Genomic DNA, 25,481 nt, shown 5'->3' on the forward strand with positions numbered 1-25,481 from the left:
GAGCTCAGCACTTAACATTGATGAAACAATAATCGTGGAAAATTTGCTAATCTTTGATCTGTAACACAGCAATAACAACAAATCCCGCCACCGGACCCAAGGGTGGCTGCCAACTCCAGGACGAAGAGGCTCTCCATGAAGCAAGTTCCGATCGAGTTTGTATCCGCACTCCCCAAAGTTCTCCCCATGACTCCCGCGTGCGCCGAATGCAGGGTGGCGCGCCTGTGCGCCGTTGCCGAAATCAGCCCGCGCTCGGGGGCGCCGCTGGTCACGCGCCGCATGCGCGTTCAGCGCGGCGCCAGCCTGCACCATGCGGGCGACCAGGTCCGCGACCGCTTTTACGTGGTCCGCTACGGCCGTTTCAAGATCCTCCAGGCCGACCCCGACGGGCAGATGCGCCTGACCGGGCTGGCCCTCAGCGCCGACCTGATGGACCTGAACGTCATCGGCCTGGAACGCCACCCGTGCACGGTGACGGCGCTGGAAGACAGCGAAGTGTGCGAAGTGAGCTACGGCCCGCTGGACCGCTTCACCGAAGACAATCACACCGTGCTGACCCATCTGCCTGCGCTGCTGGCGCGCCAGATGCAGCGCGAACAGGACGCGGCGCTGCGCCTGCGCCATGGCAAGGCCGCCCAGCGCCTGGCCGAATTCCTGCTGCGCGTCTCGGAAGCCTATGTGAAGCGCGGCTTTGCGGCCCTGCGCTTCCAGCTTCCCATGCCCAAGGCCGACATTGCGGAATACATCGGTATTTCGGCAGAATCACTGAGCCGCCTGCTGGCGCGCTTCAGCGAAGAACGCCTGCTCAGCATCGATGGCCCCAGCCTCGAAATTCTGGATGCCGACCGCCTCCGTGAAGCAGCAGGGGAATGGTGATGAGCAAGCCCGCCTGCATGAACTGCGCCACGCGCCCGCTGTGCGCGCCGCACACGCTGGAAGTGGCCGATATCCACCAGATCGACCGCATGATCACCGGCCGCTACGCCATCCGTACGGGAGAGCGGCTGCGCCTTGAGGAAGAGGAGGGCGGCAGCGTCTTCCTGGTGCGCACGGGCGTGTCCAAGTGCACCTATCTGACGGCGGACGGCGGCGAATGCGTCACCGGCTTCCTGGACAGCGGCGACCTGCTGACCCTGGACCGCAACGAGCTCCATGGCAAAGTCTGCGAGCTGGTGGCCCTGACTCCCAGCACGGTCTGCCGCCTGTCCCTGGCCCAGCTGCGCCTGGCGGCCCTGGACAATCCACAGCTCCAGCGCCAGCTGATCTATCTGCTGAGCCGCGAGATCGCCCGCCAGGGCCTGGCCGTCCAGCTCCTGCGCCATACCAGCGCCGCCCAGCGGCTCGCGCATTTCCTCGTGAGCGCCTCCTGGAAGAACGCGCAGCGCGGCAAGCCCGATACCGACTTCATGCTGCCCATGACGCGGCGCGACCTGGCGGATTATCTCGGCCTGAGCGAATCGACGACGGCCCGCCTGTACAGCGAGTTCAACAAGCTGGGCTACATCCAGCTCCATCATCGCCACCTGCGCATCCTGCAGCCCGAGGCCTTGCGCAAGCTGGCGGGCGCCAGCGCCTTCCCCGAAAGGCAGGCTGTCGCCACGGAGAGCTAAGGGCGGATCCGGCGGAAATGCCAGTAGCCGCGCAGACCCAGCAGGACAGCGATGCACAGGGTGAAGCCCGCAGCCCTGCCATACTGGCGGCTGGTCAGTGCGTCGAACCAGAAGCGCGAAGCGGCCAGCGGCGCGATCAGGTATGCCAGCCGGTGCAGCCGCGTCCAGCGCCATGCGCCCAGCGCGCGCTTGGCCGCCCGTCCGCTCGTCAGCCCCAGCGGAACCAGCAGCAGGAAGGCCAGCGCATCCACGAAGTTGGCTGGGGTACGCACGATATGGCGGCCCAGCTCCAGCATGTCGAAGCGCTGTTCGAAGCAGGCCAGCCCCACGTGCAGCAGGGCATAGTAGAAGGCGGCCAGTCCAAGAATGCCGCGCAGCGGGGCAAGCGCATGCCAGCCTGAGAGCTTGCGTAGCGGCGTAAGGGCAAGCGCGAGGCAAAGAAAGTACATGGTCCAGATGCCGCTCTTGCCGATCAGGTATCCTGCCGGGTCCGCCGCTGCGATGGAGATGGCCAGCATGCAGGCCATCGGCACCATGGCCAGTGTCCAGGCGGCAGGCTTGAGGTGCATGTCAGGCCGCTATGGTCTGCGGCGCAGGCGTACGCATGGCGGGCCAGCGCCAGTAGGTCAGGGCGCGCAGCAGGTATTCCGCTGGGCCGTAGCGGTAGCGCGCCAGCCACCAGTGGCTGAACAAGGTCTGCGCCGCCAGCACCGCCAGCACGTAAAGGATTTGTGCGCCGCGCGAAATCCCGTACAGGCCCAGGCCATGCGAGTAGAAGATGAGCGAGGACAGCACCGACTGGGTGAGGTAGTTGGTCAGGGCCATCCTTCCGAGCGGAGCCAGTACCCCGAGCTGGCGCCGCCAGCGCCCGTGCGCCAGCACGACAACCAGTCCCATATAGCCCAGGCTCGCGGGCAATGCCGCGACATTGCGCACGACGCCCGTGTACAGGAAGGGGTCATACAGCTTTGCGAAATCCCGCGTATGGCCGAAAAGGCCGCCTGCCAGGCTGAGGGCCACGCCGAGCGGCAAGGCATAGCAGGCCAGCTTGCGGAACAGGGGAAGGTGGGCGGGGATGTTGCCGATCACGCCGGAGCGGACAAACCAGAAACCGATAAGGAACATGCCCAGTGCAAAGCTGTTCGGTATCATCCGTTCATACTCCCAGGCCTGCTCGATGCGCAGCGCGGCGGCCTCCTTGAAAGTGCCGTGCGCTTTGATTTGCGCGTCGCGCGCGTTGTATTTCAGCGTTTCGGCTGCAATGCGGTCTACCAGTACGCGGCGTTCCTGGAGCTGCTGCACCTGCGCGGGCGTCGCTTCGTTGCTGCTCATGAAATACCCGGTCATGGGAATGACGCGGGGGCCGAAAGTGAAGACGACCGACAGAAGGTAGATTCCCACACCGAGGCGCCATGCACGGCCGGGGCGCTCGTGCCAGACCGCCCCGGCAAGACCGCAGATGAGGTAGGCAGGCAGTGCCACCTGGAGAACCGGCAGCGGTATCGCGGGCTTCGTGTCCAGGTAGGTATTGATGAAGAGGGCGCAGGCGGCGGCAAAGGCGCCGAGCAGCATCACGATAGGGAAGGCATGGAGCTTCAGGCCGAATACGGCGTGGCGCTTCTCCTGCTGGAGGTAGAGCGCAGCGGCGAGCAGGAATCCAAGCGGGCGCCATTCATCGCCTGCCCATTTGAGGCCGAAGGTTTCGGACACGCCGATCATCAGGACCAGCAGGGCTGCAATATAGAGCGGCCGGACATACAAGGCCGCGAGCAGGCCCGCCGCCGCCAGCCCGTAGGCGATGAGGATGTCGCCCGACCAGAAGAACAGCACGTGCAGCGCGCCAAGGAGCAGCAATCCGGCGATGCGGCGAAGATAGGATGGAACGAAACTCCGCCCAGCCTGGTTCGCGCGCTCCAGCATCACGGCGAAGCCCATGCCAAACAGCATCGAGAAGATTGTCCAGAATTTGCTGGTGACAAAGTACTGCACGAACCAGCTCCACCACCAGTCGATGCCCGTGAGGCCGGCTTCGATACCCAGGAAGTTCATGAGCGTGGGCCGGTTGAAGCTGTCGATGTTCATCATGAACACGCCGATCAGCGCGAAGCCGCGAACCACGTCGAGCACCTGTATGCGCTCTCCTGCAGGGGCGGAGTAGAGCGGGGGAGGGATGGGCTGGCAATCTTTGGTCATGGATGGGGCCGCAGTAGTGGTGACGCCGGCTTGGTCGCAGAGTTGGGGGCGCGGCTTACAGATTCTGCTTGACACCATACCGACTAGTTGGTATCTTTATACATACCAACTAATCGGTATGGAACTGAAATGCGAGAGAAAACGGTCAATCCCAAGGTCAAGTTGCTGGACGCCGCCCTGCAGGTGATCCGCGCCCAAGGCTACGCGGGCACGTCGGTCGACGATATCTGCCGCGCAGCGGGAGTGACCAAGGGCAGCTTCTTCCACCACTTCAAGGGCAAGGATGAACTCGCGATCGCCGCCGTCGGGCACTGGACCGACGTCACCGGCGCGCTCTTCGCCAATGCCCCGTTCCGCTCCATTGCCGATCCGCGCGAACGGGTGCTGGCCTATGTGGACTTCCGCGCCGCCCTGATCCGGGGCGAGCTGCCGGACTTCACCTGCCTGCTGGGCACCATGGTGCAGGAGACTTACGCCACGCATCCCGCCATCCGCGATGCCTGTGAAGGCGCCATCCTCTTCCACGCGCGCACCGTCGCCGCCGACCTGGAGGAGGCCAAGCGCCAATACGCCCCGCAAGCGGGCTGGGAACCGCTGGACCTGGCGCTGTTCATCCAGGCCGGCATCCAGGGCGCCTTCATCCTGGCCAAGGCGGCGGACGATGCCGCTGCCGCAACCCGCGCCATCGCGCACCTGCGCAACTACCTGTCTTCCCTCCTGCCGGGCTGACCCGGCGCCACCCACCCATCCTTCCAAGGAGACGCACATGCAAAAACTCACCCCATGCCTCTGGTTCAATTTCAATGCCGAAGAGGCCGTCGATTTTTACCTGAGCGTCTTCAAGGACGGCAAGGTGCTCGAAGTGTCGCGCTACGGCGATGCCGTGCCCAGCCTCAAGGGCAAGGTGCTGACCATGCGTTTCGTCATCCACGGCCAGGAATTCCAGGCCCTGAATGCCGGTCCGCAATTCCCCTTCACGGAAGCCATTTCCATTTCCGTGGACTGCGCCGACCAGCAGGAAGTGGACACCCTGTGGACGAAGCTCACCGCCGACGGCGGCTCGCCCGGCCAATGCGGCTGGCTGAAGGACAAGTTCGGCCTGTCCTGGCAGATCGTGCCCTCCGCCTTGCCGCGCCTGTTGAAGGATGGTGACCCCGAGAAGGCGGCGCGCGCCATGGGCGCCATGATGCAGATGGGGAAGATCGATATCGCTGCCATTCAGGCCGCCTACGACGGCAAGGCCTGATATTGAGCCAGATCTAACACGCGGGGAAAGCAGGGAACGCCTGCCGGTTCAGGCGATCGGATAGTTTTACAACCCTATCCGGAGAACGAAATGGACCGACATGAACAGGAGCCCGGCACGCTGGACGAACTGCCCGATTTCCAGCCGGAGAAGCCGGGCTTTCCCCTCTGGCAGCACGTCAAATCCACCAGCAGGAGCTTCACCATGATGGAGGCGGGGCAGGTCCTGCTGCAGGCTGGCGGCGAGATCGACAAGGATCCGGCAGCGGGCCTCTACCTCGACCTCGTGCTGGAAAGAGAGCTGGTGGGCAGGGCCGGGCTGCTGGGCCATGGCAGGCTCGGCGCCCGCGTCGAAAGCACGCTGTGGCTCGATGCAGGCGTGTACGAGTTCTCGACGGTATGGCGCTCGGACCGGCCGCTGGGAACCGTGCACCAGTTCTGGATGGCGCGGCCCGATATCGACCAGGACCCGCAGCATCAGTACAAGCTCAGCCTGGCCTGCAACGGCGGCCCGCTGTTCACCCGCCTCAGCTTCGGCCATCCGGCGCAGGTAAGGGCTGCAGCCGTGTACGAGGCCGAGCTGCTGGAGCCGGATTCAAAGATGGAGCTCTGGATGTACGCCCGCGCCTTGCCGAGCAACAGCGTCCAGTCCCTGGGTTACGACAGGCGCGCCAACGGCCGCCGCATCGAAAAGATCCAGCTCGCGAAGACGCTGTCCCTGCCGCCTGCCAGTCCCTACAACGGGGTGTGGCAGATCGAAACCGTGATGGAGAGCCGCAATGCGCGCCCCTCCGGTTCCGGCCTTGCGCTGCACATACGCTGAGGTGCGTCACCGTACAGACAGCAGTATGCCCGGGTAGCGAAACTCCTTGCAGGCCGGGCGGTCCGGCCGCGCTCCGAGGAGACTGCAATGGAACCGCATCAGATTCTGCTGACATCCACCATCCTGATGGCGATCACCGCCTTGGGCGGCATCGTCATGGCGCTCATCCGTTTTGGCGGCAAGCCCGCGCCGCCGTCGTGGCTGGCCATGCTGCACGGCCTGCTGGCGGCGGCGGGCCTGACCTTGCTGGCCTATGCCTGCGCCACCATGGCAGTGCCGGGCTTCGCCTGGTGGGCGCTGCTGCTCTTCCTCGCGGCGGCGGTCGGAGGCGTCGTGCTCAACTTCCATTTCCACCTGAAGCAGATACCCTTGCCCATCTGGCTGGTGCTGGTGCACGCTGTGGTGGCCGTGCTCGCCTTCGTCTGCCTCGCCCTGGCGGCTTTCGGGAGGGGCGGCTAAGCCGGGACTTCGCCGTCCGCCTTGGCGAGCGGTGCATTGGCGGGGCCGTGCAGCACCTCGCCCGTGATATCGAACCGGGAAGCGTGGCAGGGGCAATCCCAGGATTTCTCCACGCCGTTCCAGCGCACCGCGCAGCCCAGATGCGTGCACATGGCGGACACTGCGTGCGCTTCGCCCGTTTCGCTGCGGTAGACCGCCAGCAGCTTCAGGCCTTTGCGCAGCAGCCCGCCTTCACCGGGCGGAATCTGCCCGACCGAACTGACCTCGCCGCGCTTGAGCCAGTCGGCGTATTGCGCGAGCGTGTTGGCCTGCTCGGACAGGTACTCTCCCGCAGCGCGGAACATCTTGCGCGAGGGGTTGTAGATGGGCGCCCAGGGATTGAATTTGCCGCTGACCAGGTCGCGAATGATCATCGCGCCCATAGTGCCGTGGGTCATGCCGTTGCCCGAATCGCCCGTGATGAGATAGACGCCTTCGGCGTCCATGGGACTGCGGCCGAGGAAGGCCATGCCGTCCGCCGGCTCCATCACTTCGCCCGACCAGCGGTGGGTGATCTCGGCCGGGACGCCCACGTTCTCCCGTATCCAGCGTTCGATCTGGGCGAAACGGTGCTGGGGCTGGCTGTCCTGGCCGGTCTTGTTGTCCTGGCCGCCGACGATGAGGATATCGTGCTCCTCCTGTCCTGGCGGCGTCCACAGGCGCACATAGTAGTAGGGATCGCCGGTGTCCCACAGCAGCACATCGGGCATCACTCCACGCGGAATGCGCGCAGCCAGCACATAGCTCATGTAGCCCGACTGTTTCGTATGCATGACCACGCGGTCCTGGAAGGGCGTGTTGGTGGCCACGACGACGATGCCCGCGTGCACGGCGCCATTGGGCGTGACAACCACGTGTCCCTTGTCGTCCTGGTCCAGCTTCAAGGCCCGCGTACCGCCATGAATGGCGCCGCCCCGGCGACCGATTGCGCCGCACAGGCCCGCCAGATATTTGAGAGGATGGAAGCGTCCCTGCTGACCGAAGCGCAAGGCCGGTCCCGTATGGAAAGGCATGCCCGGCACCTGCGCCACGCGCTCGACTTCGACGCCCAGGCGCCGGGCGGATTCGAGTTCGCTGTCCAGTTCCGAAACGGGCGTGCTGTTCGACAGGATCAGGTAGCCGTCCAGCCGCGCGAAATCGCAGGCGATGCCTTCTTCCTGGACGATGGCCTCGATCTGGGCGGTGGCGCTGAAGTGGCTGTCGGCAACCAGTTTCGCGCGGTCCTGTCCGAAACGTTCCTCGATGCGGTGATAGCGCTCATCCGGCACGAACAGGTGTGCGGTGGTGCGGCCCGTTTCCCCGGCGCCGACGCCGGCGGCGTCGATTACCGTGACCGATCTTCCTTCCTTCAGCATCAACAGGGCGGCCGTCAGGCCCGCGATGCCCGCGCCGATCACGCAGACATCGCTGTGCACCTCGCCCTGCAGGGGCGGGAAGCTCGGCACGGCGGCTGTGTCCATCCACACCGAGCGGGTATGTTCCTGGCTTGTCATGGCGGCTCCTCACAGGATGAAGAGCACCAGTAGAGCGCAAAAGGGCCGGCGCCGCTGTTCGCTGCCGCACGGTGCCTGCATGCGCGCCAGTTCACATTGCGCCGGGCTTACTGGAGCAGTTCGATCCCGAACCAGCGGGCGATAAAGGCCCAGGCGGCAAAGCAGACGACGGTGAGCGCCATGCAGGCGCTCAGTGTTGGCCAGAAGCCCCAGCGCGGCAGCAGCAGGGGGAACGCAAGGAACATGGGCAGCGTGGGCACCACGTACCAGAAGGTGTAGCGCGCATGGTTGGCCAGCCTGGACTCGGGCTGGTTCTCGAAATACAGCCAGATCAAGGTGAGAATGGTCACCAGCGGCAGCGAGGCAACCAGGGCGCCAACCCGGTCGCTCCGTTTGGCCAGTTCCGACACGAGGACGACAACGAATGCAGTGGTGAGGTATTTGGTGACAATCCAGATCATCGGGTTTCCTGAGGTAGAGGAGGCGTCGCCGCCTCGGGAAGCGCATGCTGCAGGAGCTGCTGCGCCAGCAGCGCGGCATGCGGCGTCAATGAAGCGAAGTCGCGCGCGCAGAGGTGGAGCCGCCGCGCGGCCCAAGCTTCCGACAGCGGCAGGACCGCCAGGTCCAGCTGGATGGTCTTCGCCAGCGCATGGGAAACGATGGAGACGCCCACGCCAGCCTGAAGGCACATTGCCACATGTTCGATGCTGCGCAGGCGGATACGGTAGTCAAGCTGGCGGCCAAGCCGTGAAGCGCGTTCCGCAAGGTGGGCCTCGAGCGCAGTATCCGCCATGCCCACGATGGGCTCTTCGAGAACGTCGGCGAATGTGGCATTGGGCTGCCGGGCCAGCCTGTGGGACTGGCTGGCCACCACAACAAGCTGGTCGCTTGCGATGAGCTCCGATTGCAGCGAGCCCAGGTCCGTAATGTCGGCAACAATGCCCAGGTCCGCCCGCTGCTCCGCCAGGGCCTGGACGATCTCCGCACTGGGCTTTTCTTCGAGATCGATTGAGAGATCGGGGTGCGCGGCGAGAAACTGGCAGAGCTGCGGCGGCAGAAATGCGGCCATGGCAGCGGTATTCGACAGGAGGCCGACACGGCCCTTCAAGCCCGTCGCATACGTTCGCAGCTCCCCGCGCATCTGCTCCACCTGCCCCAGAATTGCCCGGGCATGGCGGATCAGCGCTTCTCCGGCAGGGGTGGCGCGCACGCCGCGCCGGTTCCGCTCCAGCAGCGGCGCCCCCAGCGCATCCTCCATTCCGGCGATGCGCTCGCTGACCGAGGCCAGGGCCAGATGCATGGCGCGCGCGCCATGGGTCAGGCTGCCGCATTCGACCACGGTAAGGAACAGTCGCAAATCAGTGAGGTCGAAGCGCATTGCAGGAATGTGAGTTCGGATTGTCCGAAGTCTAGCACCGGAATTGCCGGATTGCGAGGAGGCCAGCCACCGACTAAGATCAGCTGCATGGATACCATCATTCTAACGTTTTCGGCGGGGACAGTGGCAGGCGCCATGAACGCGCTGGCCGGTGGCGGCTCCTTCGTAAGCCTGCCAGCGCTGATTGCCGCAGGCGTGCCATCGGTTCAGGCGAATGCTTCCAGCACGGTCGCGCTGTTCCCGGGCGGCCTGGCCAGCGCCTGGGCGTACCGTGATGGCCTGGGTCCGGTGGGCGCCGTCTCCCTGCGCCCGCTCGCCGCGGCGACGCTCTTCGGCGGCCTGCTCGGCGCGCTGCTCCTGATGCGCACATCGTCGGCAGTCTTCGGCTATCTGCTTCCCTGGCTGCTGCTGATTGCATCCCTCGCGCTCGCCTTCGGCAAACGCCTGAGAGAGGCCCTGCGTGCCCGCTGCCACATTCACGCCAATGCCGTGCTGGCGGTTCAATTCGCGCTTGGCGTGTATGGCGGCTATTTCGGCGGCGCGGTCGGGATCATGATGATTGCGATATGGGGCCTGATCGACAGCCGGGACCTGAAAGCGCTCAACGCGCAGCGCACCTTGCTGGTAAGCGCTGCCAATACGGTCGCCGTGCTCGTTTTCATCGCCGCCGGCGCGGTGCATTGGCCAGAGACCCTCGGCACGCTCGCAGGCGCAATCGCGGGCGGATATTTTGGCGCACACATCGGCCGGCGCGCATCGGCAGCCGCAGTGCGCCGGATCACGCTGTGCGCGACCTTCGGCATCACGCTCGCGTTCTTCGTAAAGTCTTACGGCCGTATACTTTCAGGCTGGTGACGCCATGGGGCCGGCCGGATGGACCAATGGCGTGTGCGCCGAATTCTCAAACCTGTGTATAGTCTCTATCTTTCTATCGGGTAAGCATCAGCATTTGTGCTTCCCGTCATGGCGTAATGTCTTCCGTACAGAATTGAGGTCCGATGAACACCAGTACCGAGGCGTTACAGCTCGACAGCAGCTGCAGTACAGCACATTCCGTTCGGTTTTATGCAGAAGACGCAGTGCTTCTGGCGGAAGTGAAGGACTATCTGGACGCAGGGCTGCGCGGTGGCGGTTCCGCGATCGTGATCGCGACGGAAGAGCATCTCAGCGCCTTGCGCCAGCAATTGCTGGGCCTGGGAAGACTCGAAGGCGAGCCTGCCTGGTTCCCCGGCGAGCTCATTATGCTGGAAGCGTCGCACGCCCTGTCGCAGTTCATGGTCGGCGACTGGCCGGACGAACAGCGCTTCCGCGAGGTCGTTGGCGGACTGGTGAGCAAAACCTGCGCGCGGGGCAAGCCGGTTCACGCCTTCGGCGAAATGGTGGCCGTGCTGTGCGGACGTGGCCTCTACGATGCGGCCGTAAGGCTGGAACAGCTGTGGAACGCTCTGCGTGAAGAGCACCGTTTTTCGCTGTTCTGCGCCTATCCATGGCACCTGTTTCCCAACCAGGAGCGCACCCTGGCGTTTCAACATGTATGCGCCGAACACGACCATGTCGGCGTGCACACGCACGGCACCGGGGCACAGCACGTTGGGCACCGCGAGGCAGTGCTCGAACAGAAAGTCTTCGCATTGCAGGCCGAGCTGGCAGGCGCGCGCCAGTCGGAACAGACGCTCCGGCACCGCGAGCAGGAGCTCGTGGACTTTCTCGAAAAGGCGGCCGAGGGCATTCACCGCGTGGCGCCGGACGGCACGATCCTCTGGGCCAACACGGCCGAGCTGGCATTGCTCGGCTATCGCTGGGAGGAGTATATCGGCCACCATATTGCCGAGTTCCATGCCGATCAGGCTGAAATCCAGGACATATTGCAGCGCCTGCATGCGGGCGAGATTCTGCTGGATCAGCCTGCGCGCATGCGCTGCAAGGATGGGGCGATCAAGCATGTCGTCATCAACTCCAACGGCTGCTTCGAAGATGGCCGCCTGCGCTATACCCGCTGCTTCACGCGCGACGCCACGGACCGCCACCTGCTGGCGCAGACCTATCGGGAACGCGAAGCGCTGGTGCAGGAGCTGTCCCGCGCCAATGAAGCGAAGGACGAGTTCCTGGCCATGCTCGCCCACGAACTGCGCAATCCGCTGGCGCCGATATCCGCTGCAGCGCAGCTGGTGTCGCTCGCCCCCGATGAGGCCGGACGCGTAAAGCAGGCCTCCGCCGTCATCCTGCGGCAGGTAGCGCATATGACCAGCCTGATCGACGATCTGCTCGATGTGGCGCGGGTGACGCGGGGACTTGTTGTGCTGAACAACGACGCGCTGGATCTGCGCGAGGTCATCTATGAAGCCGTCGAACAGGCCGCGCCGCGTATCCGGGGGCAGCAGCAGCGCCTGGCGCTCGACGTGCCGCCGGAGTCTGCCGTCGTACGCGGCGACCGCAAGCGCCTGGTACAGGTGGTGGCCAACCTGCTGTCGAACGCCGCGAAGTTTACGCCGGCGAATGGCGAAATCAGTATCCGGCTCCGCCTTCGCGAGAATGAGGTGGAACTTGCCGTGGCCGACAACGGTGTCGGAATGGAGCCCGATCTGGTGGCGCGGGTATTCGGCCTCTTCGTTCAGGGACACCGTACACTGGACCGGGCGCAGGGCGGGCTCGGCATCGGCCTGTCGCTGGCCAAACGCCTGGTCGAATCCCATGGCGGAACGCTGTGTGCGGCCAGTGCCGGGGCGGGGGAGGGCAGCACGTTTACCGTGACCCTGCCGCGCGTGATGCATCAGCCGATCGACGGCGCCTCGCTTGCAAAGTTGCCTGTGCAGAGGCACGGAGATTCCCTCCGGGTCATCGTGGTGGACGATAACCGCGATGCCGCCGACACCCTGGCCGGGTTGCTCTCAGCCGTAGGCCACCAGTCGCGCGCGCTTTATTGTGCGGAGGCCGCCATTGAGGCGGCAAAGTCCGCTTGTCCCCATGTATTCATGATCGATATTGGCCTGCCGGAGATGGATGGACTCGCTTTGGCGCGGCGCCTGACGGCCATGCCCGAGGCAGCAAACGCCGTCCTGATCGCAGTGACCGGCTACAGCCAGTTGAAGGACCGCAGTTCAAGCAGGGCAGTGGGCTTCCAGCACCACTTCGTAAAGCCGGTGGACATCGCTGAACTGTTGGGATTGCTCGCAGAGCTCACACCGGCCACTTCGTCCTGATGAGTTAGCGTCCTCGTCCACGGACGGGCAGGCTATACTGGCGGCTTGTTAACCGTCAGCCCACCATGACCAACCGCCCGGATACCGACCAGGAAAACCTGGAACAGCTGAAACTCCTCGTCGAGCGCATCAGCGACTACGCCATCTACATGCTGACGCCGGACGGCGTGGTGGCAAGCTGGAACGAAGGCGCGCGCCGCTTCAAGGGCTACGAACGCAGCGAGATCCTTGGACGCCACTTTTCCATTTTCTATACCCCCGAGGACCTCGCCGCCGGCCTTCCGGCCCGCGCCCTGGCCACCGCAAAAGAGCTGGGCCATTTCGAGGCGGAGGGCTGGCGTGTGCGCAAGGATGGGAAGCGGTTCTGGGCTTCCGTGGTCATGGACCGCATCAATGACGATCAGGGGAACCTGGTCGGCTTTGCCAAGATCACGCGCGACATCAGCGAGCGCAAGGCGGCCGATGTGGCGCGCCGGGAAGGCGAACTGCACTTCAAGCTGCTGGTTCAGGGGGTAGTCGATTATGCGATCTACATGCTGTCGCCGGAGGGCGAGGTGAGCACCTGGAACGGGGGCGCCGAGCGCATCAAGGGGTATGCGGCAAACGAGGTCCTGGGCACGCATTTCTCCCGCTTCTATACTGAGGAAGACCGCGCCGCAGGACGGCCCGGTAAGGCGCTCAGCACGGCGCGTGCGGAAGGGCGCTTCGAGGCAGAAGGCTGGCGCGTGCGCAAGGACGGCAGCCGCTTCCGCGCACATGTCGTCATCGATGCGATCCGTGACGAGGCGGGAAACCTGGTCGGGTTTGCAAAGGTTACCCGCGACATCACGGAACGCATGCTGCTGGAAAGCGCACAGGCGGCCCTGCATAGCGCGCAGAGGCTGGAGGCCATCGGCAAGCTGACGGGCGGGGTCGCTCACGATTTCAACAATATCCTGCAGGTGATTGGGGGCAGCGTGCAGCTGCTCTCCGAGCTGGTGCACGACAACGCGAGCGCGCTGCGCTACGCGAATATCGCCATGAATGCGGTCGAGCGCGGCGCCAAGCTGTCCTCGCAGTTGCTCGCCTTCGCACGCCGCCAGCCGCTGCAGCCTGTGGTCGTGAACGCCGGCCGCATTGTGCGCGGCATCGAAGACCTCACCCAGCGTGCGCTGGGCGAACAGGTGGAGATCGAAAGCGTGATCTCTGGCGGACTATGGAATACGCTGATCGATCCGAACCAGCTGGAAAATGTCATCCTGAACCTGGCGATCAATGCACGCGATGCGATGCCGGAGGGAGGCAAGCTGACGCTTGAGGTGGGCAACGCCATGCTGGACGATAATTATGTGCGTTCGGAGCCCGATGTGCCGCCGGGCCAATATGTCGTGGTGAGTGTCAGCGATACGGGGGGCGGCATGCCAGCGGATGTTCTGGAGCGGGCGGTCGAACCATTCTTTACCACCAAGGGGGAAGGCAAGGGGACCGGACTCGGACTGAGCATGGCATTCGGCTTCGTGAAGCAGAGTGGCGGCCATTTCCGCATCTACAGCGAAGTAGGGCACGGCACCACCATCAAAATGTATTTCCCGCGCGTCCACGCCAACGAAGACCTGCGGCCGTCCGCCCTGCCGACCGAGGTTACCGGTGGCGACCAGACCATCCTGGTGGTGGAGGACGATCCAACCGTGCAGGCCATGGTCGTGGAAACGCTGACCGGCCTCGGCTACAAGGTGCTGAAGGCGGATAACGCCGAAGACGCACTGGCGGTCCTCAAGGCCGGGGTGCATTGCGATCTGCTCTTTACCGATGTGGTGATGCCTGGCAGCCTCAGGACACCGGAGCTTGCGCGGCAGGCCAAGGCCTTGCTGCCGCATCTCGAAGTGCTGTTCACGTCGGGCTATACCCAGAATGCCATCATCCACGGCGGCCGCCTGGATCCCGGCGTGCAGTTACTGAGCAAGCCATACCGGCGTGAAGATCTGGCGCGCAAGATTTCGGCCATCCTCAAGCCCGGCAAACGGGCAGCGCCGCGCCACGTCCTGATGGTTGAAGACAATGAGGACGCGCGGTTGATGGCTGTGCAGGTGACGGAGGTGCTCGGCTACAAGGTGAGCGCGGTGGGCACGGCCGAGGCGGCGCTGGCGCTGCTGGCGACCCAGGACTTCGACGTGCTGATGACCGATGTCCGCCTGCCTGGCATCGACGGCATCAGCCTCGCGCAGAAGGCGAAGGCCGCCAAACCGGCGCTGCACATCGTTCTGTGCTCAGGAATGTCGAGCCTGCCTGAGCAGACGGCGACCCTGAATGCCGTGCATCTGCTCAAGCCATTCAATCAAACACAGTTGAAGGCAGCCCTCGGTTGAAGCCTTGGGCGAAGGAGGGCGCTTACCTAAAATTGGATACACGCAGACACTTTTACTCCGCCATCCTGCCACTGATGGCCATGGGATTGGCGCCGTAAAAACTTAGCCGGAACTGGGCTGCTTTGAGACGTCGGTTTGATATTAAAGCCTTCGATCGCTAAAAGTGTTTATCCCAGTTGATACCGTCAACGTCAACGGCATTAAAATTGTTCTTCGCTAGCTCCTGGCTTAGAAGTTCTGCCGCATACGGTTCTTCCCGAAACCTCATCGTCTCCAAATTCACGAGTTCCGAGAAGGTGCGCTGTATTGGCTCTGGCGTTATTTGAAGCTGTCTGCGCACGTTTCCATGGAGGTTAGACGCAGTAACGGTTACGTCGATGCTGAGTCCATCTGCGTGAGGGTCAACCCACCCGATGAACACATATTCGTGATCATAACCATGCCGGAAATCTTGGCAAGCTATCTGTATCTGTGAAGAGCGATCTGGTTCCTCGATGACGACGAAATCATGTCTGCCGGGTACTGCTGCCTCGCTTCTGCGAAACGCGTACATCGAGCTCAAATCCCGGGTCCGGGGAACGGGCGGATGAGGGCCTACGGGATAGGCGACAACGGGGCGTTCGTGCACCCACCCCCCGCTGGCCGCTAGCCTTATCAAAAGATCCTCGGCGGGCACATGGCCGACGTTCTCAATGCGGAAGCGAATTTCAACCTGGCCAAAGTTCAGCTCCAACTTTCGTTCGCAATCCTTGATGTAGTTCGGAACGACTTTTTCTTGCCAAAAGTTGTGCCGCCTTTCGAGCGTGTGATCAAATTCGAGGTGGCTGGAAATTCCATGCAAGCCACCGCGATCTTGTCTGGCGATTGGGTTTAACCGGATGATGCGCTTCTGAAGTTCCGCCCGCTCTATGTCAGAAAGAGTCCTAACGCGTACGGATGGAACTGATGCTGACCCTGGTAGGAGTGTGATTTCCAATTGAGGTTCGCGACTCTTAAGCGCGTCCACTTCGCCCTGCAGCTTTTTGGCTTTCTTCTCCGCTTCGGACTGTTCCCTCGCGCGTAGCCAGTTATCCCCGATTTGGTATGTTCTTAGCCCGAGTTTCCTCGCCAAGTACAGCGGTCGAATATCATGGCTAAGAAGTATCCGTTTGCCGATATCCGGACCCTTCGTGCATTGGGTCTGCACCGCAACCCGAGCATCAGCTTCATCTTGGTCGAATTCGTCGAACTGAGTCCAGTCGATTCGGCCGCAATCGGCCATAGCGATCTCCACTCGAGGAGCTGGGGCCTCACGGATTACGACTGTCTCAGCGCCGTCGACAATAGGTCGTAGAGTCCTATTGAATCGTCTCGCATGATCGGCCAGGCGCGCGTGACTCTTCTTCGAATCAACCTCCTGCATTACAGTGGGGACGATAAGCACAAGAATGCTGCCGGCACTCGCGATTTCCTTCCACGGCAGCTGGTCTAGTGCTAAGCACTCAAGTGCGACGTTCGAGTCAATGAATGCAACAACGAAGTATTTCTCCCAATTGATGGTCATCGTTTCCCCAGTTCTTTTTACCTAGTCGCCATGGTGCGCCCTTTTTTCGACCTCAAGCATACCCGTCTTGACAAGGAAAAGCGATCCGGCTGGGCTACGGCAAATGACGGATCGCCGCATCGGAACTTCGCCGCGGGTTCTGACGCTCTCCCGCATCCAGATAGTGCTTGATGTCATGCTCGGCGCGCTCATCCCGAGAACTGATCGATATCTTCCAACAAATTGCCGCCACGGCGCATGGCGCCGTCCTTGCGCAAGTACATGAACTTGTCATCGCGCGCGTAGACCTGCCGATGCGCGTGCCAGAGGAGGGACGCATTCGCAAATGCCACCTGCTCGGGCCCCGCATCGATCACCTCAACGGAATTCCCGGTATGGCCGACCATCAGGAGCTCATGTGAAACCGGGAACAGGACTTCAGTACCGCGGCGCCCAAAGCCAGGCGAGTCAAACGGATTGCGCTCTTTCCTTTCGCTCCATTGCAGGCCGACCGGGTGGTCCGATGTCACGAAGCCCCCAGTGTCGGCGCCTGCCCTGACGAGCAGCCAGCGCCGCTGAGCCAGCGACGTGAGGACGGTTTCCATCATGCGCATCTCGTTGCCGACGTGCCGGGTGGTGCTTACCTCAATGGTATAGGCTTCGCTCTGGACGAACTGCTTCATCTCTTCGTAGGTCACCTTTGGAGCATCCGGCACGTGCCCATCTCGGATCGCTCGTCCCATCGTGGCATTGTAGCGCTCCTCGTTCGCTACTGTCAGGTGCATAATTTGTTTGGCTATACGCTCGTGGAAATCCCGTACGTTCTCGCGCATCCTGGGGGTTCGCACGGCCATCAGGGCAATCAGGTTCAAAAGGAGATTCAGGTCTTCGTCGCTGCCGAGGGCGCGCGTTTGCCACATGCGACGCAACGCCTGTGCCACTTTGCTCTCGAAGTTTGCATACGTCATCTCGACAAGATTCGGATCGACGCCGTCCACCTCGATGCGGTTGAAGTCGCGCGCCGAAGCGACGTTGCGCGGACTGGTCGTGAACGACGTGCGCGTGCGCTTATCCACGACGAGCAACTGCGCGTTCTTGCTCGCGCTTTTGGCAAACCCTTTCAAGTAGCACTGCGGGACCCAGTGCTGGTTACGGACCTGGCCGGCCGCCATATTCCCTCCACTAGACGTGGCAGACCAGTCAATACCTCCCGGCATGCCTGGACTGGATCATAACGATGCCGGTGCGCAGCCCTGGGAGGCCCCGACTGTCCGCACGCTGAGGGCGGGGCGATGGACCAGATCAGCCTCGGGCGCCTATGTTCCCTGCATCTGCTCCTCGCCCATGGCGCCTGTGACGTGGTGCCTGATCGCACTCAGATAGCAAGCGAAGGAAACCGCGCTCATGGCAAGCAGCATGGCGATCAGCAGTTGCGTGTGGGCGCCGCCCAGCACAAAGGCCGCCGCCAGTGGCCCGGCGGCCTTCGACACCAGCGACGGTCCGGCCATAGCGCCCGAAATCGCGCCATAGTTTTTGGCCCCGAAGAGCGCTTGCGGAATGGTGCCGCGCACGATAGTCATAATGCCATTGCTCAGCCCATAGAGGAGGCAGAAGAGAGCGACGGCCCAGGCCTGGCTGCCGAAGAGCAGCAGTGCCAGCAGGGATGCAGGCAGAGCGGCGAAGGTGAATTTGCCTACCGTTTGGGGCAGGGCGCTGCGTGCCACCGTTCTCTCGAGCACGCGGCCGGCGACCTGCATCGGTCCGATCAGGCTGGCCATCAGGACGGCCATGCCGGCGACGTGGCCCATGTCCTTGAGCAGTGGGATCAGGTGCACGGACAGCGCCGAGAAAGTGAAGGTATTGGCCGAGAAGGCAAAGGCCAGCTTCCAGAACGCTGGGTGGCGCAATGCCTCCGCCAGGGTATGGCTGCGCACCGCCTGCGCGCCGGAGGGCGGAACGTGAGGCGCATCGGGGCCCAGGAGCAGGTGCAGCGGCAGACACACCACAAGCTGCGCGATGCCGAACCAGAAATAGCTGTCGCGCCAGCCCAGCTCATTGCTCAATTTGAGCGTCAGGGGCCAGAAGATGGTGCTGGCAAAGCCCGCAAAGAGCGTGAGCGTGGAGATGGCCTGCCGTGCGCCGGATGCGAACTTGCGGTTGAGGGTGGCAAATGCCGCCTCGTACAAGGTGAGCGCCATGGCGACGCCCAGTAGCAGCCAGGCGCCAAAGTAGGACAGGGCGCTATTGGCATGACTGAGCCAGATCAGGCCCAGCCCGCAAACGAGCGAACCTGCCGCCATCACCCAGCGCCCGCCGAAGCGGTCGAGCATGATGCCCGTCGGTGTCGAACAGGCGCCGGTCACCAGAAGGCTGGCTGAGAAGGCGCCGTAGACCAGTTCTGGCGAGAGATGGAGGTCGGCGCCAATCGCGCCGGCCACAACGCTGAAGGCATAGTACAGAGAGCCCCAGGACGCGATCTGCGTGACCGCGAGAATGCCGATGGTGCGCCAGGGACTCCCCATTACCAACCCTTTCGTTTTTTAAGGGATCGATTGTACGTCATGCGCAGCAGGATGGCTTGGGCAGGGCCGCGGGCGCGGGGCAGCCGCAGCCCGCCGCGCCTGCCGCTTTCGCCGCCGCATCGTCCACGCAGCAGGCATCGGTTCCTTGCGGGGCTGGACCGCCGCAGCAGCCCGATGCGCTGTCGGCCTCAGGCGGCCTGGTGTTGCACACGCCCGTTTCCGGCAACTCGAGCTGCACGTCATCGGCGGCCTTCAGGTCTCCCGCCAGCGCGGCGACAACGGAGCGCACCTGCTCGTAGCCAGTGGCCATCAGGAAGTTGGGAGCGCGGCCGTAGCTCTTCGCGCCGACGGCATAGTAGCCAATCTCCGGGTGGGCCAGTTCGCGGTGCCCGTGTGGCCGGACGGTGCCACAGCTGTGTTCGTTCGGATCGATGAGGGGGGCCAGCGCATCCGTACTTTCCAGCCACGGATCATGACGTACCCGCAGTTCGCGCGTGATCGCCAGATCCGGCCTGGCGCCCGTTGAGGCAACGATGCGGTCGATGCCATCGATAAACCGCGCGTCGCCCGCCACGTTCTCTCCGACGATGCGCAACTGCCCGTCCACCTCAGTGATCGAGCGGATCAGGAAGTTCGTGTGAATCTCCAGGCGTCCCGCCCGGTGCAGCGCCTGCAGCCGCAGGCCCACTTGGCCGCGTGCCGGAAGGCCATCGGCTTCGCCGCCGCCGAAGGTCTTGGCCGGCGAATTGCCCCGGATCGCCCAGACGATGACCGTTCCGGGGGCTTCGTCTGCCAGCTGCGCCAATGCCAGCAGGGTGCCTGCGGCGGAGTGGCCAGCGCCCACTACAAGAACGCGCTTCCCCGCGTAGCGCTGCCGTTCACGCCCGGTAATGTCGGGCATGCCGTAGTCGATGCGGTCTGCAAACTGCTGTTCGCCTTGCGCGGGCAGGCCGTTCGCCCCCAAGGGATTCGGGTGCGACCAGGTGCCCGTGGCGTCAAGCACAGCGCTCACGAAATACTCCCGCTCCCCCTGCCTCGTGTGCGTCCGGATCACAAAGGGCGCCTGTTCGCGGCCGCGGGTCTTGACCTTGTCAAAGCCGAGGCGAGCGACTTCCGTGACCCGGTGTCCGAGCTTCAGGTGCTCGGCGAACTGGGGCAGCTTCGCCAGGGGTTCTAAATAACGCTGGCGAAGCTCTCCAGCAGTGGGCAGGTCATCGGCTGGCGGCATGTGCCAGCCCGCCGCCTCAAGGAGCTTGCGCGCAGCCCTGTCCACGTTGTACTGCCACGGCGAGAACAGCCGGACCTGCTCGTAGCTTGCGAGATTGCCTGCCACTGAATCGGCGGCCTCGAAAATTAACGGCGTCATGCCGCGTTCAATCAGATGGGCAGCGGCAGCCAGGCCCACAGGGCCGCCGCCCAACACGGCAACAGGAAGAGTGATATCGGACAGATTCATGTTGATTCCTTTCGATCAAAGAGAACATGCCATCAGGGTGGCCGAGGCAGGGCAGGCGCCCTGGAATTCGCGGGACGCTTGCAGTGCCGATGGAACCGATGCCCGGTCGACTTCCTGGAAGCCGCGCCGGGCGAAATACTGGGCAGCAGTGGTAGTGAGCAGGTAAAGCGTGTCGATCCGCCGCGTGCGGGCAAGCTCGGCGATCTGCCGGTGCAACTGGTCGCCCAAGCCTTGGCCCTGGTGCTGCGCTGCGACGACAACCGAGCGCAGTAAGGCTGCCTGTCCGTACAGCTCCAGACCTCCTGCGCAGAGCAGTTCGGTGCCTGTGTCGCCGACGATGAATGCATCCAGGTGATCGCTGGCGCCATCGGTGGGCAATTGGGCGGCCTGCAGGAGCCGTTGTATGGCAGGCCAATCTGCCTGCGTTGCGGGCCGGAAGGTGAGGGTAGTAGTCATGGCAATCTCCTGTGCAGTTTGTTATTCGTCGAATTACGAATCATTAGGCAAAAAATTTACAGGCCGCCGATCAGCGCCTTGAGCTGCGCCAGACGCTCTGGGTTCACGCAATAGCACACGCGCTGCTCGTCGGAAGAACCGCAGATCAACCCGGCGTCTTTCAAGACCGTGATGTGCTGCGAGATGGTCGAGGCTGCCAGTGGCAGCACCTCGGCGAGATTGCCGAAATAGCAGGCGCCATAAGCGGACAGATACTTCAGCAGCTGGACGCGGGCCGGGTGGCCAAGCGCCTTGCACATGCGCGCCAGGTCCTCGGCGTCGATGGCCATCACCGCTTCGCCAGCGGCGCGGGAATCACAGCAGGTTGTCATCTTGGGTTAATTCGTTAATCGACGAATGAAGAATAGAGCGATGTCATCCGCCTGTCAAGATATTTCTATATATTTGGAATTGTCGTAGTTTTGGGCTATCATCGTTCGACTTTTATCGGGATGAGCGATATGGAAACTAAAGCAGTACTCGCGGCGCTAGCCGCGCTGGCACAGGAAACCCGGCTGGGCATTTTCCGCCTGCTCGTGCAGACCGGGCCGGAAGGCATGGCGGCAACGCGCATTGCGGAGCACATGGGTATCGCCCCATCCTCCTTATCCTTCCATCTGAAGGAACTGAGCCATTCGGGCTTGATCGGCGCACGCCAGGAGGGCCGCTTCCTTTTCTATTCGGCCAACATGGGCGCGATGGATGCGCTGATGGGTTTTCTGACCGCGAACTGCTGTGGCGGCGTCGCATGCTTGCCGGCGGCTACGACATCGTGTGCTCAACCAACCGCTCTCATGGAGAAGTGAAATGCAAGACAAAGTCTATAACGTGCTGTTCTTGTGCACGGGGAATTCGGCGCGCAGCGTCATGGCCGAAGCCCTGGTCACCACAATGAGCAAGGGCCGCTTCCGCGGTTTTTCAGCGGGAAGCCATCCGGCCGGCAAGGTCAATCCCTTTGCCATCGAGCAGATTGCCGCCACCGGCTATCCGGTCGGCCAGCTGCGCAGCAAGAGCTGGGACGAATACGGCCAGCCCGATGCGCCGCACATGGACTTTATCTTTACGGTTTGTGACAACGCGGCAGGGGAGACCTGTCCTTACTGGCCTGGCCATCCGATGACGGCGCACTGGGGTTTCTCCGACCCTGCGGCGGTCCAGGGGACGGACGAGGAGAAGCGTGCCGCGTTCCACCGGATCTTTCGGCAGATCATGACCAGGATGAACATTTTCGTCAGCCTGCCCCTGCACATGCTGGAAAAGAATGCCATCCAGCGCGAAATCCACGCCATCGGCGCCACTCCTGTTTAACTTCACTGTCCATCGATCATGAAAGTTCTATTCCTTTGTACTGGCAATTCCTGCCGGTCCGTGCTCTCCGAAGCGACTTTCAATCACCTCGCCCCAGCAGGCCTCAAAGCCATCAGCGCGGGCAGCCAGCCAGCCGGTCGGCTGCACCCACGCGCCGTCGAGCTGCTGCACAGCAAAGGCATTTCGACCGAGGGCTACTACAGCAAATCGTGGAACGATCTTCCGGTGACGCCTGATATCGTGATCACGGTCTGCGGCAGCGCCGCCGGGGAAACGTGTCCAGCCTATCTCAGGCCTGTGCTGCGCGCGCACTGGGGCGTTGACGATCCTAGCCATGTGGTAGGGATGGAAGAAGAGATCACGGCGGCTTTTGAAGAGGCATACCGCATCATCCGAAAGCGGATCGAGGCGTTCCTGGCGCTGCCACTCGCGCAACTGGCAGGCGACAAGGCAAAACTCAAAACCGAGCTGGAACGCATCGGTTCGCTCTCCTGAGATAGGGCTCTGCCATGATCCAGCAATTGAACGGGATGTCGCGTCGGTTGGCGCTCGGCCATTCTAAAGGAGGCCAGTCATGACGCCGGGGCGCCGTATCGCAGCCGAGGCAATGGGCACAGCCTTTCTGCTCGCGGTGGTCGTGGGGTCTGGCATCATGGCCGAGCGGCTTGCCGGGGGCAATGTGGCCATCGCACTGTTGGCGAACGCCATTGCGACGGGAGCAGGCCTGATTGCACTCATCCTAACGTTTGGCGGCGTATCCGGCGCCCACTTCAACCCCGTGGTGACCTTGTCTGAGGCGTGGCTCGGGAATATGCCGATGCGCGACGTGACGCCTTACGTGTTCGCGCAGATCGTCGGCGCCTTCGCTGGCGTCGCGGGGGCGCACGCCATGTTCGGCGTGCCGCTGTTTTTCGCCTCGGAGCATGCGCGCACTGGCGCTGCCCAATGGTGGAGCGAATGCGTGGCGACATTTGGCCTGATCGGCGTCATCATCGGCTGCTCGCGCAGCAGGCCATCGGTCACGCCTTTTGCGGTAGCGGCCTATATCACCGCCGCCTACTGGTTCACTTCATCGACGTCCTTCGCCAATCCGGCAGTGACCCTGGCGCGCAGCGCCACCAATACCTTCGCGGGAATTCGGCCGCAGGACGCTGCAGGCTTCATTATTGCGCAGCTGGCCGGTGCAGCGGCCGCGACCGTGACCTTCCGCTGGCTTTATCAGGCGCGGAACCTGGACGCGCCGGTACCGCCAGGGGAATTTGTGCCGGAAGCTGAAAGAAAAGAACAGCGGGTCACGCATGGATAAGCTCCCCAATCTGCCAAACATTAATGCCGAGCAGCTGAAAACGCCAACCGTCGAGCAGCTTGCGCCCGAAGGGGATCTGGCACATCCGCCCCGCATCCTGATGCTGTATGGCTCGCTGCGCGAACGCTCGTTCAGCCGGTTTCTGACCTTCGAGGCGGCGCACATCCTCCGCCACTTCGGCGCGGAAGTGAAGATTTACGATCCGACGGAGCTGCCGATGGTGGGTAGCGTGCCCGAGGACCATCCGAAGGTGGTCGAGTTGCGCGAGTTATGCCTTTGGTCTGAAGGGCAGGTTTGGTGCAGTCCGGAACGCCATGGTGCGATCACGGCCGTGATGAAGAACCAGATCGACTGGATTCCGCTCGAGCAGGGCGCCATCCGGCCCAGCCAGGGCAAGACGCTGGCCGTGATGCAAGTATGCGGTGGCTCCCAATCCTTCAACGTGGTCAACACGCTGCGCCTCCTGGGCCGCTGGATGCGCATGTTCACCATCCCGAACCAGTCCTCGGTGCCGATGGCCTATAAAGAGTTCGACGAGGAAGGGCGCATGCGCCAGTCCGGCTACTACGACCGCGTGGTGGACGTGATGGAAGAACTGTTCAAGATGACGCTGCTCATGCGCGGGCGCGCAGCCTACCTGACCGACCGCTAAAGCGAGCGCAACGAGCGCCAGATGAAGGCGATCAATGCTGCCATCAAGCGTTTATAGCCGTTTTTCTAGTCACGTGGCATGTCGATATCGAAGGCCTTGTTCCGGCATTCGCGTGCCACGCGCGAAATCAGCTGGCGAAACTCTTGCATGTCCAGGCCTCTATGCACGTTGGGAATAGGCGTCGCGCGCAAGACATGGTCTTGCTCGGCATGCACCATACGCGTTGAGCGGACCGGCCAGTCCGCATGCGCGATGAAGGTGTCTCGCTTGGACGGCACGAGTTCGTGTAGGGCTTGGCGCTCCCGCAGGCCTTTGCATCACGGATCGCATTTTACATAATACAAATTATGCGAAATTATCCAAGGACTCAGCGAGACCGACAATAATGCCCTCAGGCCCTCTGATATAGGCCAGCCGGTACGTATTCTCGTACTCCATCTCGCCAATGATTTCGGTCCCGGATTCGCGCATGCGCGCGAGTACTTCGTCGATACCATCCACGGCAAACATCACGCGTCGCAGGCCCAGGGTGTTCACCGGCGCGTTCACGGGCCCGAACCTCACCGGCTCCGGCGTGTGGAACTTGTCCAGCTCGATTCCCTGGCCATCGGGTGTTCGCAGCATCGCCAAGGTCGCCTTGACGTCCCCCAGGCCAATAAGCTTCCCGACCATGGGACCCTGGACCGTTTGCTCGCCTTCGAGCGTGAGCCCCAGTTCGATGAAGAACGCTTTGACCGCTTCCAAATCGTCGACAACGATCAGAACGTTGTCCATGCGCTTGATGGTCATTTTCGCAGCACCACGTGCGTCGCCAGCTCGGTTGGCACGTGTTCCGTGCAGCGGAAGCCCAGGCTTCGGAGATCCATCCCCGCGAACAAGGATTCGCCCGATCCAAGCAGCACCGGCGCAACGGCCAGGTGCATTTCGTCGACCAGGCCCGCCTGCACGTATTCGCGAATGGTCGCCACGCCGCCGCCCAGGCGCACATTCTTGCCATTGGCAGCCTGGCGGGCCTGTTCGTAAGCGGATTCAATGCCGCCAGTGACAAAATGGAAGGTCGTGCCGCCTTTCATCTCCAGCGGTTCGCGGGGATGGTGCGTCAGCACGAACACCGGAACATGGTATGGCGGTTCGTCTCCCCACCAGCCTTTCCAGCTGTCGTCCGGCCACGGTCCGCGAACCGGTCCAAACATGTTCCGGCCCAGAATCCAGGCGCCGATGTTGGCGAAGCCGCGCGCCGCGAAGTCTTCGTTCGGACCGTCCGCTCCCTTGCTTTCGTCGCCCATCATGCGCTGGAACGTGCGGGTGCCGATCAGCCATTTGTGCAGCGCTTCGCCGCCTTCGCCGAGCGGCGTTTTCAGGCTCTGGTTCGGACCGGCCCCGTAGCCATCGAGGGACACCGTGAAGCTTTGTACTTTGAGTTCGGACATGAAGT

The 25,481-nt window shown here is 63.0% G+C and carries 27 protein-coding genes; 14 read left to right on the forward strand and 13 right to left on the reverse strand.

The annotated features are described in order from the left end of the window. The first annotated feature begins 135 nt into the window (after positions 1 to 135). Entirely contained in the window at positions 136 to 876 is a 741-nt protein-coding gene (locus LSQ66_RS08940) for a Crp/Fnr family transcriptional regulator (RefSeq protein ID WP_231769426.1), read from the forward strand. Continuing rightward, entirely contained in the window at positions 876 to 1,610 is a 735-nt protein-coding gene (locus LSQ66_RS08945) for a helix-turn-helix domain-containing protein (RefSeq protein WP_231769427.1), read from the forward strand. The genes LSQ66_RS08940 and LSQ66_RS08945 overlap by 1 nt, the downstream gene beginning before the upstream one ends. Here LSQ66_RS08945 and LSQ66_RS08950 read toward each other — a convergent pair. Together LSQ66_RS08950 and LSQ66_RS08955 are read right to left on the reverse strand one after the other, a co-directional pair. After that, positions 1,607 to 2,179: a protein-methionine-sulfoxide reductase heme-binding subunit MsrQ gene (locus LSQ66_RS08950; protein WP_231769428.1), complete on the reverse strand. Its 573-nt coding sequence runs from the start codon at positions 2,177 to 2,179 to the stop codon at positions 1,607 to 1,609. The genes LSQ66_RS08945 and LSQ66_RS08950 overlap by 4 nt on opposite strands. 1 nt (position 2,180) lies before the next feature. After that, entirely contained in the window at positions 2,181 to 3,803 is a 1,623-nt protein-coding gene (locus LSQ66_RS08955; protein ID WP_231769429.1) for a DUF418 domain-containing protein, read from the reverse strand. 129 nt (positions 3,804 to 3,932) lie between these two features. Between LSQ66_RS08955 and LSQ66_RS08960 the strand changes: the two genes are divergently transcribed. The 4 genes from LSQ66_RS08960 (at position 3,933) to LSQ66_RS08975 (ending at position 6,330) form a co-directional block, all read left to right on the forward strand. Continuing rightward, positions 3,933 to 4,532, forward strand: a complete 600-nt coding sequence (locus LSQ66_RS08960) for a TetR/AcrR family transcriptional regulator (RefSeq protein ID WP_231769430.1) — start codon at positions 3,933 to 3,935, stop codon at positions 4,530 to 4,532. Between the two features lie 37 nt (positions 4,533 to 4,569). Further along, entirely contained in the window at positions 4,570 to 5,049 is a 480-nt protein-coding gene (locus LSQ66_RS08965; RefSeq protein ID WP_231769431.1) for a VOC family protein, read from the forward strand. A 90-nt stretch (positions 5,050 to 5,139) separates the two neighbouring features. Then, complete coding sequence (locus tag LSQ66_RS08970) at positions 5,140 to 5,871, forward strand: hypothetical protein (RefSeq protein WP_231769432.1); 732 nt, start codon at positions 5,140 to 5,142, stop codon at positions 5,869 to 5,871. Positions 5,872 to 5,958: 87 nt separating this feature from the next. After that, positions 5,959 to 6,330: a hypothetical protein gene (locus tag LSQ66_RS08975; protein WP_231769433.1), complete on the forward strand. Its 372-nt coding sequence runs from the start codon at positions 5,959 to 5,961 to the stop codon at positions 6,328 to 6,330. Here LSQ66_RS08975 and LSQ66_RS08980 read toward each other — a convergent pair. The 3 genes from LSQ66_RS08980 to LSQ66_RS08990 all read right to left on the reverse strand — a co-directional run bounded on the left by LSQ66_RS08980 (position 6,327) and on the right by LSQ66_RS08990 (position 9,240). Continuing rightward, a complete protein-coding gene (locus LSQ66_RS08980; RefSeq protein ID WP_231769434.1) occupies positions 6,327 to 7,862 on the reverse strand; it encodes an FAD-dependent oxidoreductase in 1,536 nt (511 codons plus the stop codon). The genes LSQ66_RS08975 and LSQ66_RS08980 overlap by 4 nt on opposite strands. Before the next feature lie 107 nt (positions 7,863 to 7,969). Next, positions 7,970 to 8,323, reverse strand: a complete 354-nt coding sequence (locus LSQ66_RS08985; RefSeq protein ID WP_231769435.1) for a DUF3147 family protein — start codon at positions 8,321 to 8,323, stop codon at positions 7,970 to 7,972. After that, positions 8,320 to 9,240, reverse strand: a complete 921-nt coding sequence (locus tag LSQ66_RS08990) for a LysR substrate-binding domain-containing protein (protein WP_231769436.1) — start codon at positions 9,238 to 9,240, stop codon at positions 8,320 to 8,322. Before LSQ66_RS08990 ends, LSQ66_RS08985 begins: the two co-directional genes overlap by 4 nt. Before the next feature lie 87 nt (positions 9,241 to 9,327). Here LSQ66_RS08990 and LSQ66_RS08995 point away from each other — a divergent pair, with 87 nt between their 5' ends. From LSQ66_RS08995 to LSQ66_RS09005, 3 genes are all read left to right on the forward strand, one after another. Then, positions 9,328 to 10,095, forward strand: coding sequence for a sulfite exporter TauE/SafE family protein (locus LSQ66_RS08995; RefSeq protein WP_231769437.1), 768 nt, complete (start codon positions 9,328 to 9,330; stop codon positions 10,093 to 10,095). A gap of 143 nt (positions 10,096 to 10,238) precedes the next feature. Continuing rightward, on the forward strand, positions 10,239 to 12,440 hold the full coding sequence (locus LSQ66_RS09000; RefSeq protein ID WP_269449163.1) for an ATP-binding protein: 2,202 nt from the start codon (positions 10,239 to 10,241) through the stop codon (positions 12,438 to 12,440). Between the two features lie 65 nt (positions 12,441 to 12,505). Beyond that, on the forward strand, positions 12,506 to 14,785 hold the full coding sequence (locus LSQ66_RS09005) for a hybrid sensor histidine kinase/response regulator (protein WP_231769439.1): 2,280 nt from the start codon (positions 12,506 to 12,508) through the stop codon (positions 14,783 to 14,785). 157 nt (positions 14,786 to 14,942) lie between these two features. Here LSQ66_RS09005 and LSQ66_RS09010 read toward each other — a convergent pair whose 3' ends face one another. From LSQ66_RS09010 to LSQ66_RS09035, 6 genes are all read right to left on the reverse strand, one after another. Next, positions 14,943 to 16,328 carry a PIN domain-containing protein gene (locus LSQ66_RS09010; protein ID WP_231769440.1) on the reverse strand — a complete coding sequence of 462 codons (1,386 nt, stop codon included), beginning with the start codon at positions 16,326 to 16,328 and terminating at the stop codon, positions 14,943 to 14,945. Between the two features lie 188 nt (positions 16,329 to 16,516). Then, on the reverse strand, positions 16,517 to 17,479 hold the full coding sequence (locus LSQ66_RS09015) for a DUF4238 domain-containing protein (protein WP_231769441.1): 963 nt from the start codon (positions 17,477 to 17,479) through the stop codon (positions 16,517 to 16,519). Between the two features lie 144 nt (positions 17,480 to 17,623). Continuing rightward, complete coding sequence (locus tag LSQ66_RS09020; RefSeq protein ID WP_231769442.1) at positions 17,624 to 18,829, reverse strand: MFS transporter; 1,206 nt, start codon at positions 18,827 to 18,829, stop codon at positions 17,624 to 17,626. Positions 18,830 to 18,866: 37 nt separating this feature from the next. Further along, positions 18,867 to 20,285, reverse strand: coding sequence for an NAD(P)-binding domain-containing protein (locus LSQ66_RS09025; protein WP_231769443.1), 1,419 nt, complete (start codon positions 20,283 to 20,285; stop codon positions 18,867 to 18,869). A 15-nt stretch (positions 20,286 to 20,300) separates the two neighbouring features. Beyond that, positions 20,301 to 20,741, reverse strand: coding sequence for an arsenic resistance N-acetyltransferase ArsN2 (arsN2, locus tag LSQ66_RS09030; protein ID WP_231769444.1), 441 nt, complete (start codon positions 20,739 to 20,741; stop codon positions 20,301 to 20,303). 56 nt (positions 20,742 to 20,797) lie between these two features. Then, positions 20,798 to 21,112: an ArsR/SmtB family transcription factor gene (locus tag LSQ66_RS09035; protein WP_231769445.1), complete on the reverse strand. Its 315-nt coding sequence runs from the start codon at positions 21,110 to 21,112 to the stop codon at positions 20,798 to 20,800. A gap of 129 nt (positions 21,113 to 21,241) precedes the next feature. On the opposite strand from LSQ66_RS09035, the gene LSQ66_RS09040 reads away from it, so the two are divergent. The 5 genes from LSQ66_RS09040 (at position 21,242) to arsH (ending at position 24,046) form a co-directional block, all read left to right on the forward strand. Then, positions 21,242 to 21,586, forward strand: a complete 345-nt coding sequence (locus LSQ66_RS09040; RefSeq protein WP_231769446.1) for an ArsR/SmtB family transcription factor — start codon at positions 21,242 to 21,244, stop codon at positions 21,584 to 21,586. Between the two features lies 1 nt (position 21,587). Next, entirely contained in the window at positions 21,588 to 22,088 is a 501-nt protein-coding gene (locus tag LSQ66_RS09045) for an arsenate reductase ArsC (protein ID WP_231769447.1), read from the forward strand. A gap of 18 nt (positions 22,089 to 22,106) precedes the next feature. Continuing rightward, positions 22,107 to 22,583, forward strand: a complete 477-nt coding sequence (locus LSQ66_RS09050; protein ID WP_231769448.1) for an arsenate reductase ArsC — start codon at positions 22,107 to 22,109, stop codon at positions 22,581 to 22,583. Between the two features lie 79 nt (positions 22,584 to 22,662). Beyond that, entirely contained in the window at positions 22,663 to 23,394 is a 732-nt protein-coding gene (locus tag LSQ66_RS09055; protein ID WP_231769449.1) for an aquaporin, read from the forward strand. Next, positions 23,387 to 24,046: an arsenical resistance protein ArsH gene (gene arsH, locus LSQ66_RS09060; RefSeq protein ID WP_231769450.1), complete on the forward strand. Its 660-nt coding sequence runs from the start codon at positions 23,387 to 23,389 to the stop codon at positions 24,044 to 24,046. The genes LSQ66_RS09055 and arsH overlap by 8 nt, the downstream gene beginning before the upstream one ends. A 345-nt stretch (positions 24,047 to 24,391) precedes the next feature. Here arsH and LSQ66_RS09065 read toward each other — a convergent pair whose 3' ends face one another. Beyond that, positions 24,392 to 24,835 (reverse strand): VOC family protein, encoded by a 444-nt coding sequence (locus LSQ66_RS09065; protein WP_231769451.1) that lies wholly within the window; start codon positions 24,833 to 24,835, stop codon positions 24,392 to 24,394. After that, the gene (locus tag LSQ66_RS09070) at positions 24,832 to 25,476 is read right to left on the reverse strand and encodes a dihydrofolate reductase family protein (protein WP_231769452.1); all 645 of its coding nucleotides are present in this window, start codon (positions 25,474 to 25,476) and stop codon (positions 24,832 to 24,834) included. Before LSQ66_RS09070 ends, LSQ66_RS09065 begins: the two co-directional genes overlap by 4 nt. Between the last annotated feature and the right edge of the window lie 5 nt (positions 25,477 to 25,481).

This window comes from Massilia endophytica (genome assembly GCF_021165955.1).
Lineage (GTDB): Bacteria > Pseudomonadota > Gammaproteobacteria > Burkholderiales > Burkholderiaceae_D > Rugamonas > Rugamonas endophytica.

Excerpts from the sequence above, each read along its gene's own strand:
- arsN2 (WP_231769444.1), bottom strand. The coding sequence starts at position 20,741 with ATGACTACTACCCTCACCTTCCGGCCCGCAACGCAGGCAGATTGGCCT.
- LSQ66_RS08985 (WP_231769435.1), bottom strand. The coding sequence starts at position 8,323 with ATGATCTGGATTGTCACCAAATACCTCACCACTGCATTCGTTGTCGTC.
- LSQ66_RS08965 (WP_231769431.1), top strand. The coding sequence starts at position 4,570 with ATGCAAAAACTCACCCCATGCCTCTGGTTCAATTTCAATGCCGAAGAG.
- LSQ66_RS09020 (WP_231769442.1), bottom strand. The coding sequence starts at position 18,829 with ATGGGGAGTCCCTGGCGCACCATCGGCATTCTCGCGGTCACGCAGATC.
- LSQ66_RS08980 (WP_231769434.1), bottom strand. The coding sequence starts at position 7,862 with ATGACAAGCCAGGAACATACCCGCTCGGTGTGGATGGACACAGCCGCC.
- LSQ66_RS08955 (WP_231769429.1), bottom strand. The coding sequence starts at position 3,803 with ATGACCAAAGATTGCCAGCCCATCCCTCCCCCGCTCTACTCCGCCCCT.
- LSQ66_RS09050 (WP_231769448.1), top strand. The coding sequence starts at position 22,107 with ATGAAAGTTCTATTCCTTTGTACTGGCAATTCCTGCCGGTCCGTGCTC.
- LSQ66_RS08945 (WP_231769427.1), top strand. The coding sequence starts at position 876 with ATGAGCAAGCCCGCCTGCATGAACTGCGCCACGCGCCCGCTGTGCGCG.
- LSQ66_RS09000 (WP_269449163.1), top strand. The coding sequence starts at position 10,239 with ATGAACACCAGTACCGAGGCGTTACAGCTCGACAGCAGCTGCAGTACA.
- LSQ66_RS08990 (WP_231769436.1), bottom strand. The coding sequence starts at position 9,240 with ATGCGCTTCGACCTCACTGATTTGCGACTGTTCCTTACCGTGGTCGAA.
- LSQ66_RS09055 (WP_231769449.1), top strand. The coding sequence starts at position 22,663 with ATGACGCCGGGGCGCCGTATCGCAGCCGAGGCAATGGGCACAGCCTTT.
- LSQ66_RS09005 (WP_231769439.1), top strand. The coding sequence starts at position 12,506 with ATGACCAACCGCCCGGATACCGACCAGGAAAACCTGGAACAGCTGAAA.
- LSQ66_RS09045 (WP_231769447.1), top strand. The coding sequence starts at position 21,588 with ATGCAAGACAAAGTCTATAACGTGCTGTTCTTGTGCACGGGGAATTCG.
- LSQ66_RS08970 (WP_231769432.1), top strand. The coding sequence starts at position 5,140 with ATGGACCGACATGAACAGGAGCCCGGCACGCTGGACGAACTGCCCGAT.
- LSQ66_RS09070 (WP_231769452.1), bottom strand. The coding sequence starts at position 25,476 with ATGTCCGAACTCAAAGTACAAAGCTTCACGGTGTCCCTCGATGGCTAC.
- arsH (WP_231769450.1), top strand. The coding sequence starts at position 23,387 with ATGGATAAGCTCCCCAATCTGCCAAACATTAATGCCGAGCAGCTGAAA.
- LSQ66_RS09025 (WP_231769443.1), bottom strand. The coding sequence starts at position 20,285 with ATGAATCTGTCCGATATCACTCTTCCTGTTGCCGTGTTGGGCGGCGGC.
- LSQ66_RS08940 (WP_231769426.1), top strand. The coding sequence starts at position 136 with ATGAAGCAAGTTCCGATCGAGTTTGTATCCGCACTCCCCAAAGTTCTC.
- LSQ66_RS09010 (WP_231769440.1), bottom strand. The coding sequence starts at position 16,328 with ATGACCATCAATTGGGAGAAATACTTCGTTGTTGCATTCATTGACTCG.
- LSQ66_RS08960 (WP_231769430.1), top strand. The coding sequence starts at position 3,933 with ATGCGAGAGAAAACGGTCAATCCCAAGGTCAAGTTGCTGGACGCCGCC.
- LSQ66_RS08995 (WP_231769437.1), top strand. The coding sequence starts at position 9,328 with ATGGATACCATCATTCTAACGTTTTCGGCGGGGACAGTGGCAGGCGCC.
- LSQ66_RS09015 (WP_231769441.1), bottom strand. The coding sequence starts at position 17,479 with ATGGCGGCCGGCCAGGTCCGTAACCAGCACTGGGTCCCGCAGTGCTAC.
- LSQ66_RS09065 (WP_231769451.1), bottom strand. The coding sequence starts at position 24,835 with ATGACCATCAAGCGCATGGACAACGTTCTGATCGTTGTCGACGATTTG.
- LSQ66_RS09035 (WP_231769445.1), bottom strand. The coding sequence starts at position 21,112 with ATGACAACCTGCTGTGATTCCCGCGCCGCTGGCGAAGCGGTGATGGCC.
- LSQ66_RS08950 (WP_231769428.1), bottom strand. The coding sequence starts at position 2,179 with ATGCACCTCAAGCCTGCCGCCTGGACACTGGCCATGGTGCCGATGGCC.
- LSQ66_RS09040 (WP_231769446.1), top strand. The coding sequence starts at position 21,242 with ATGGAAACTAAAGCAGTACTCGCGGCGCTAGCCGCGCTGGCACAGGAA.
- LSQ66_RS08975 (WP_231769433.1), top strand. The coding sequence starts at position 5,959 with ATGGAACCGCATCAGATTCTGCTGACATCCACCATCCTGATGGCGATC.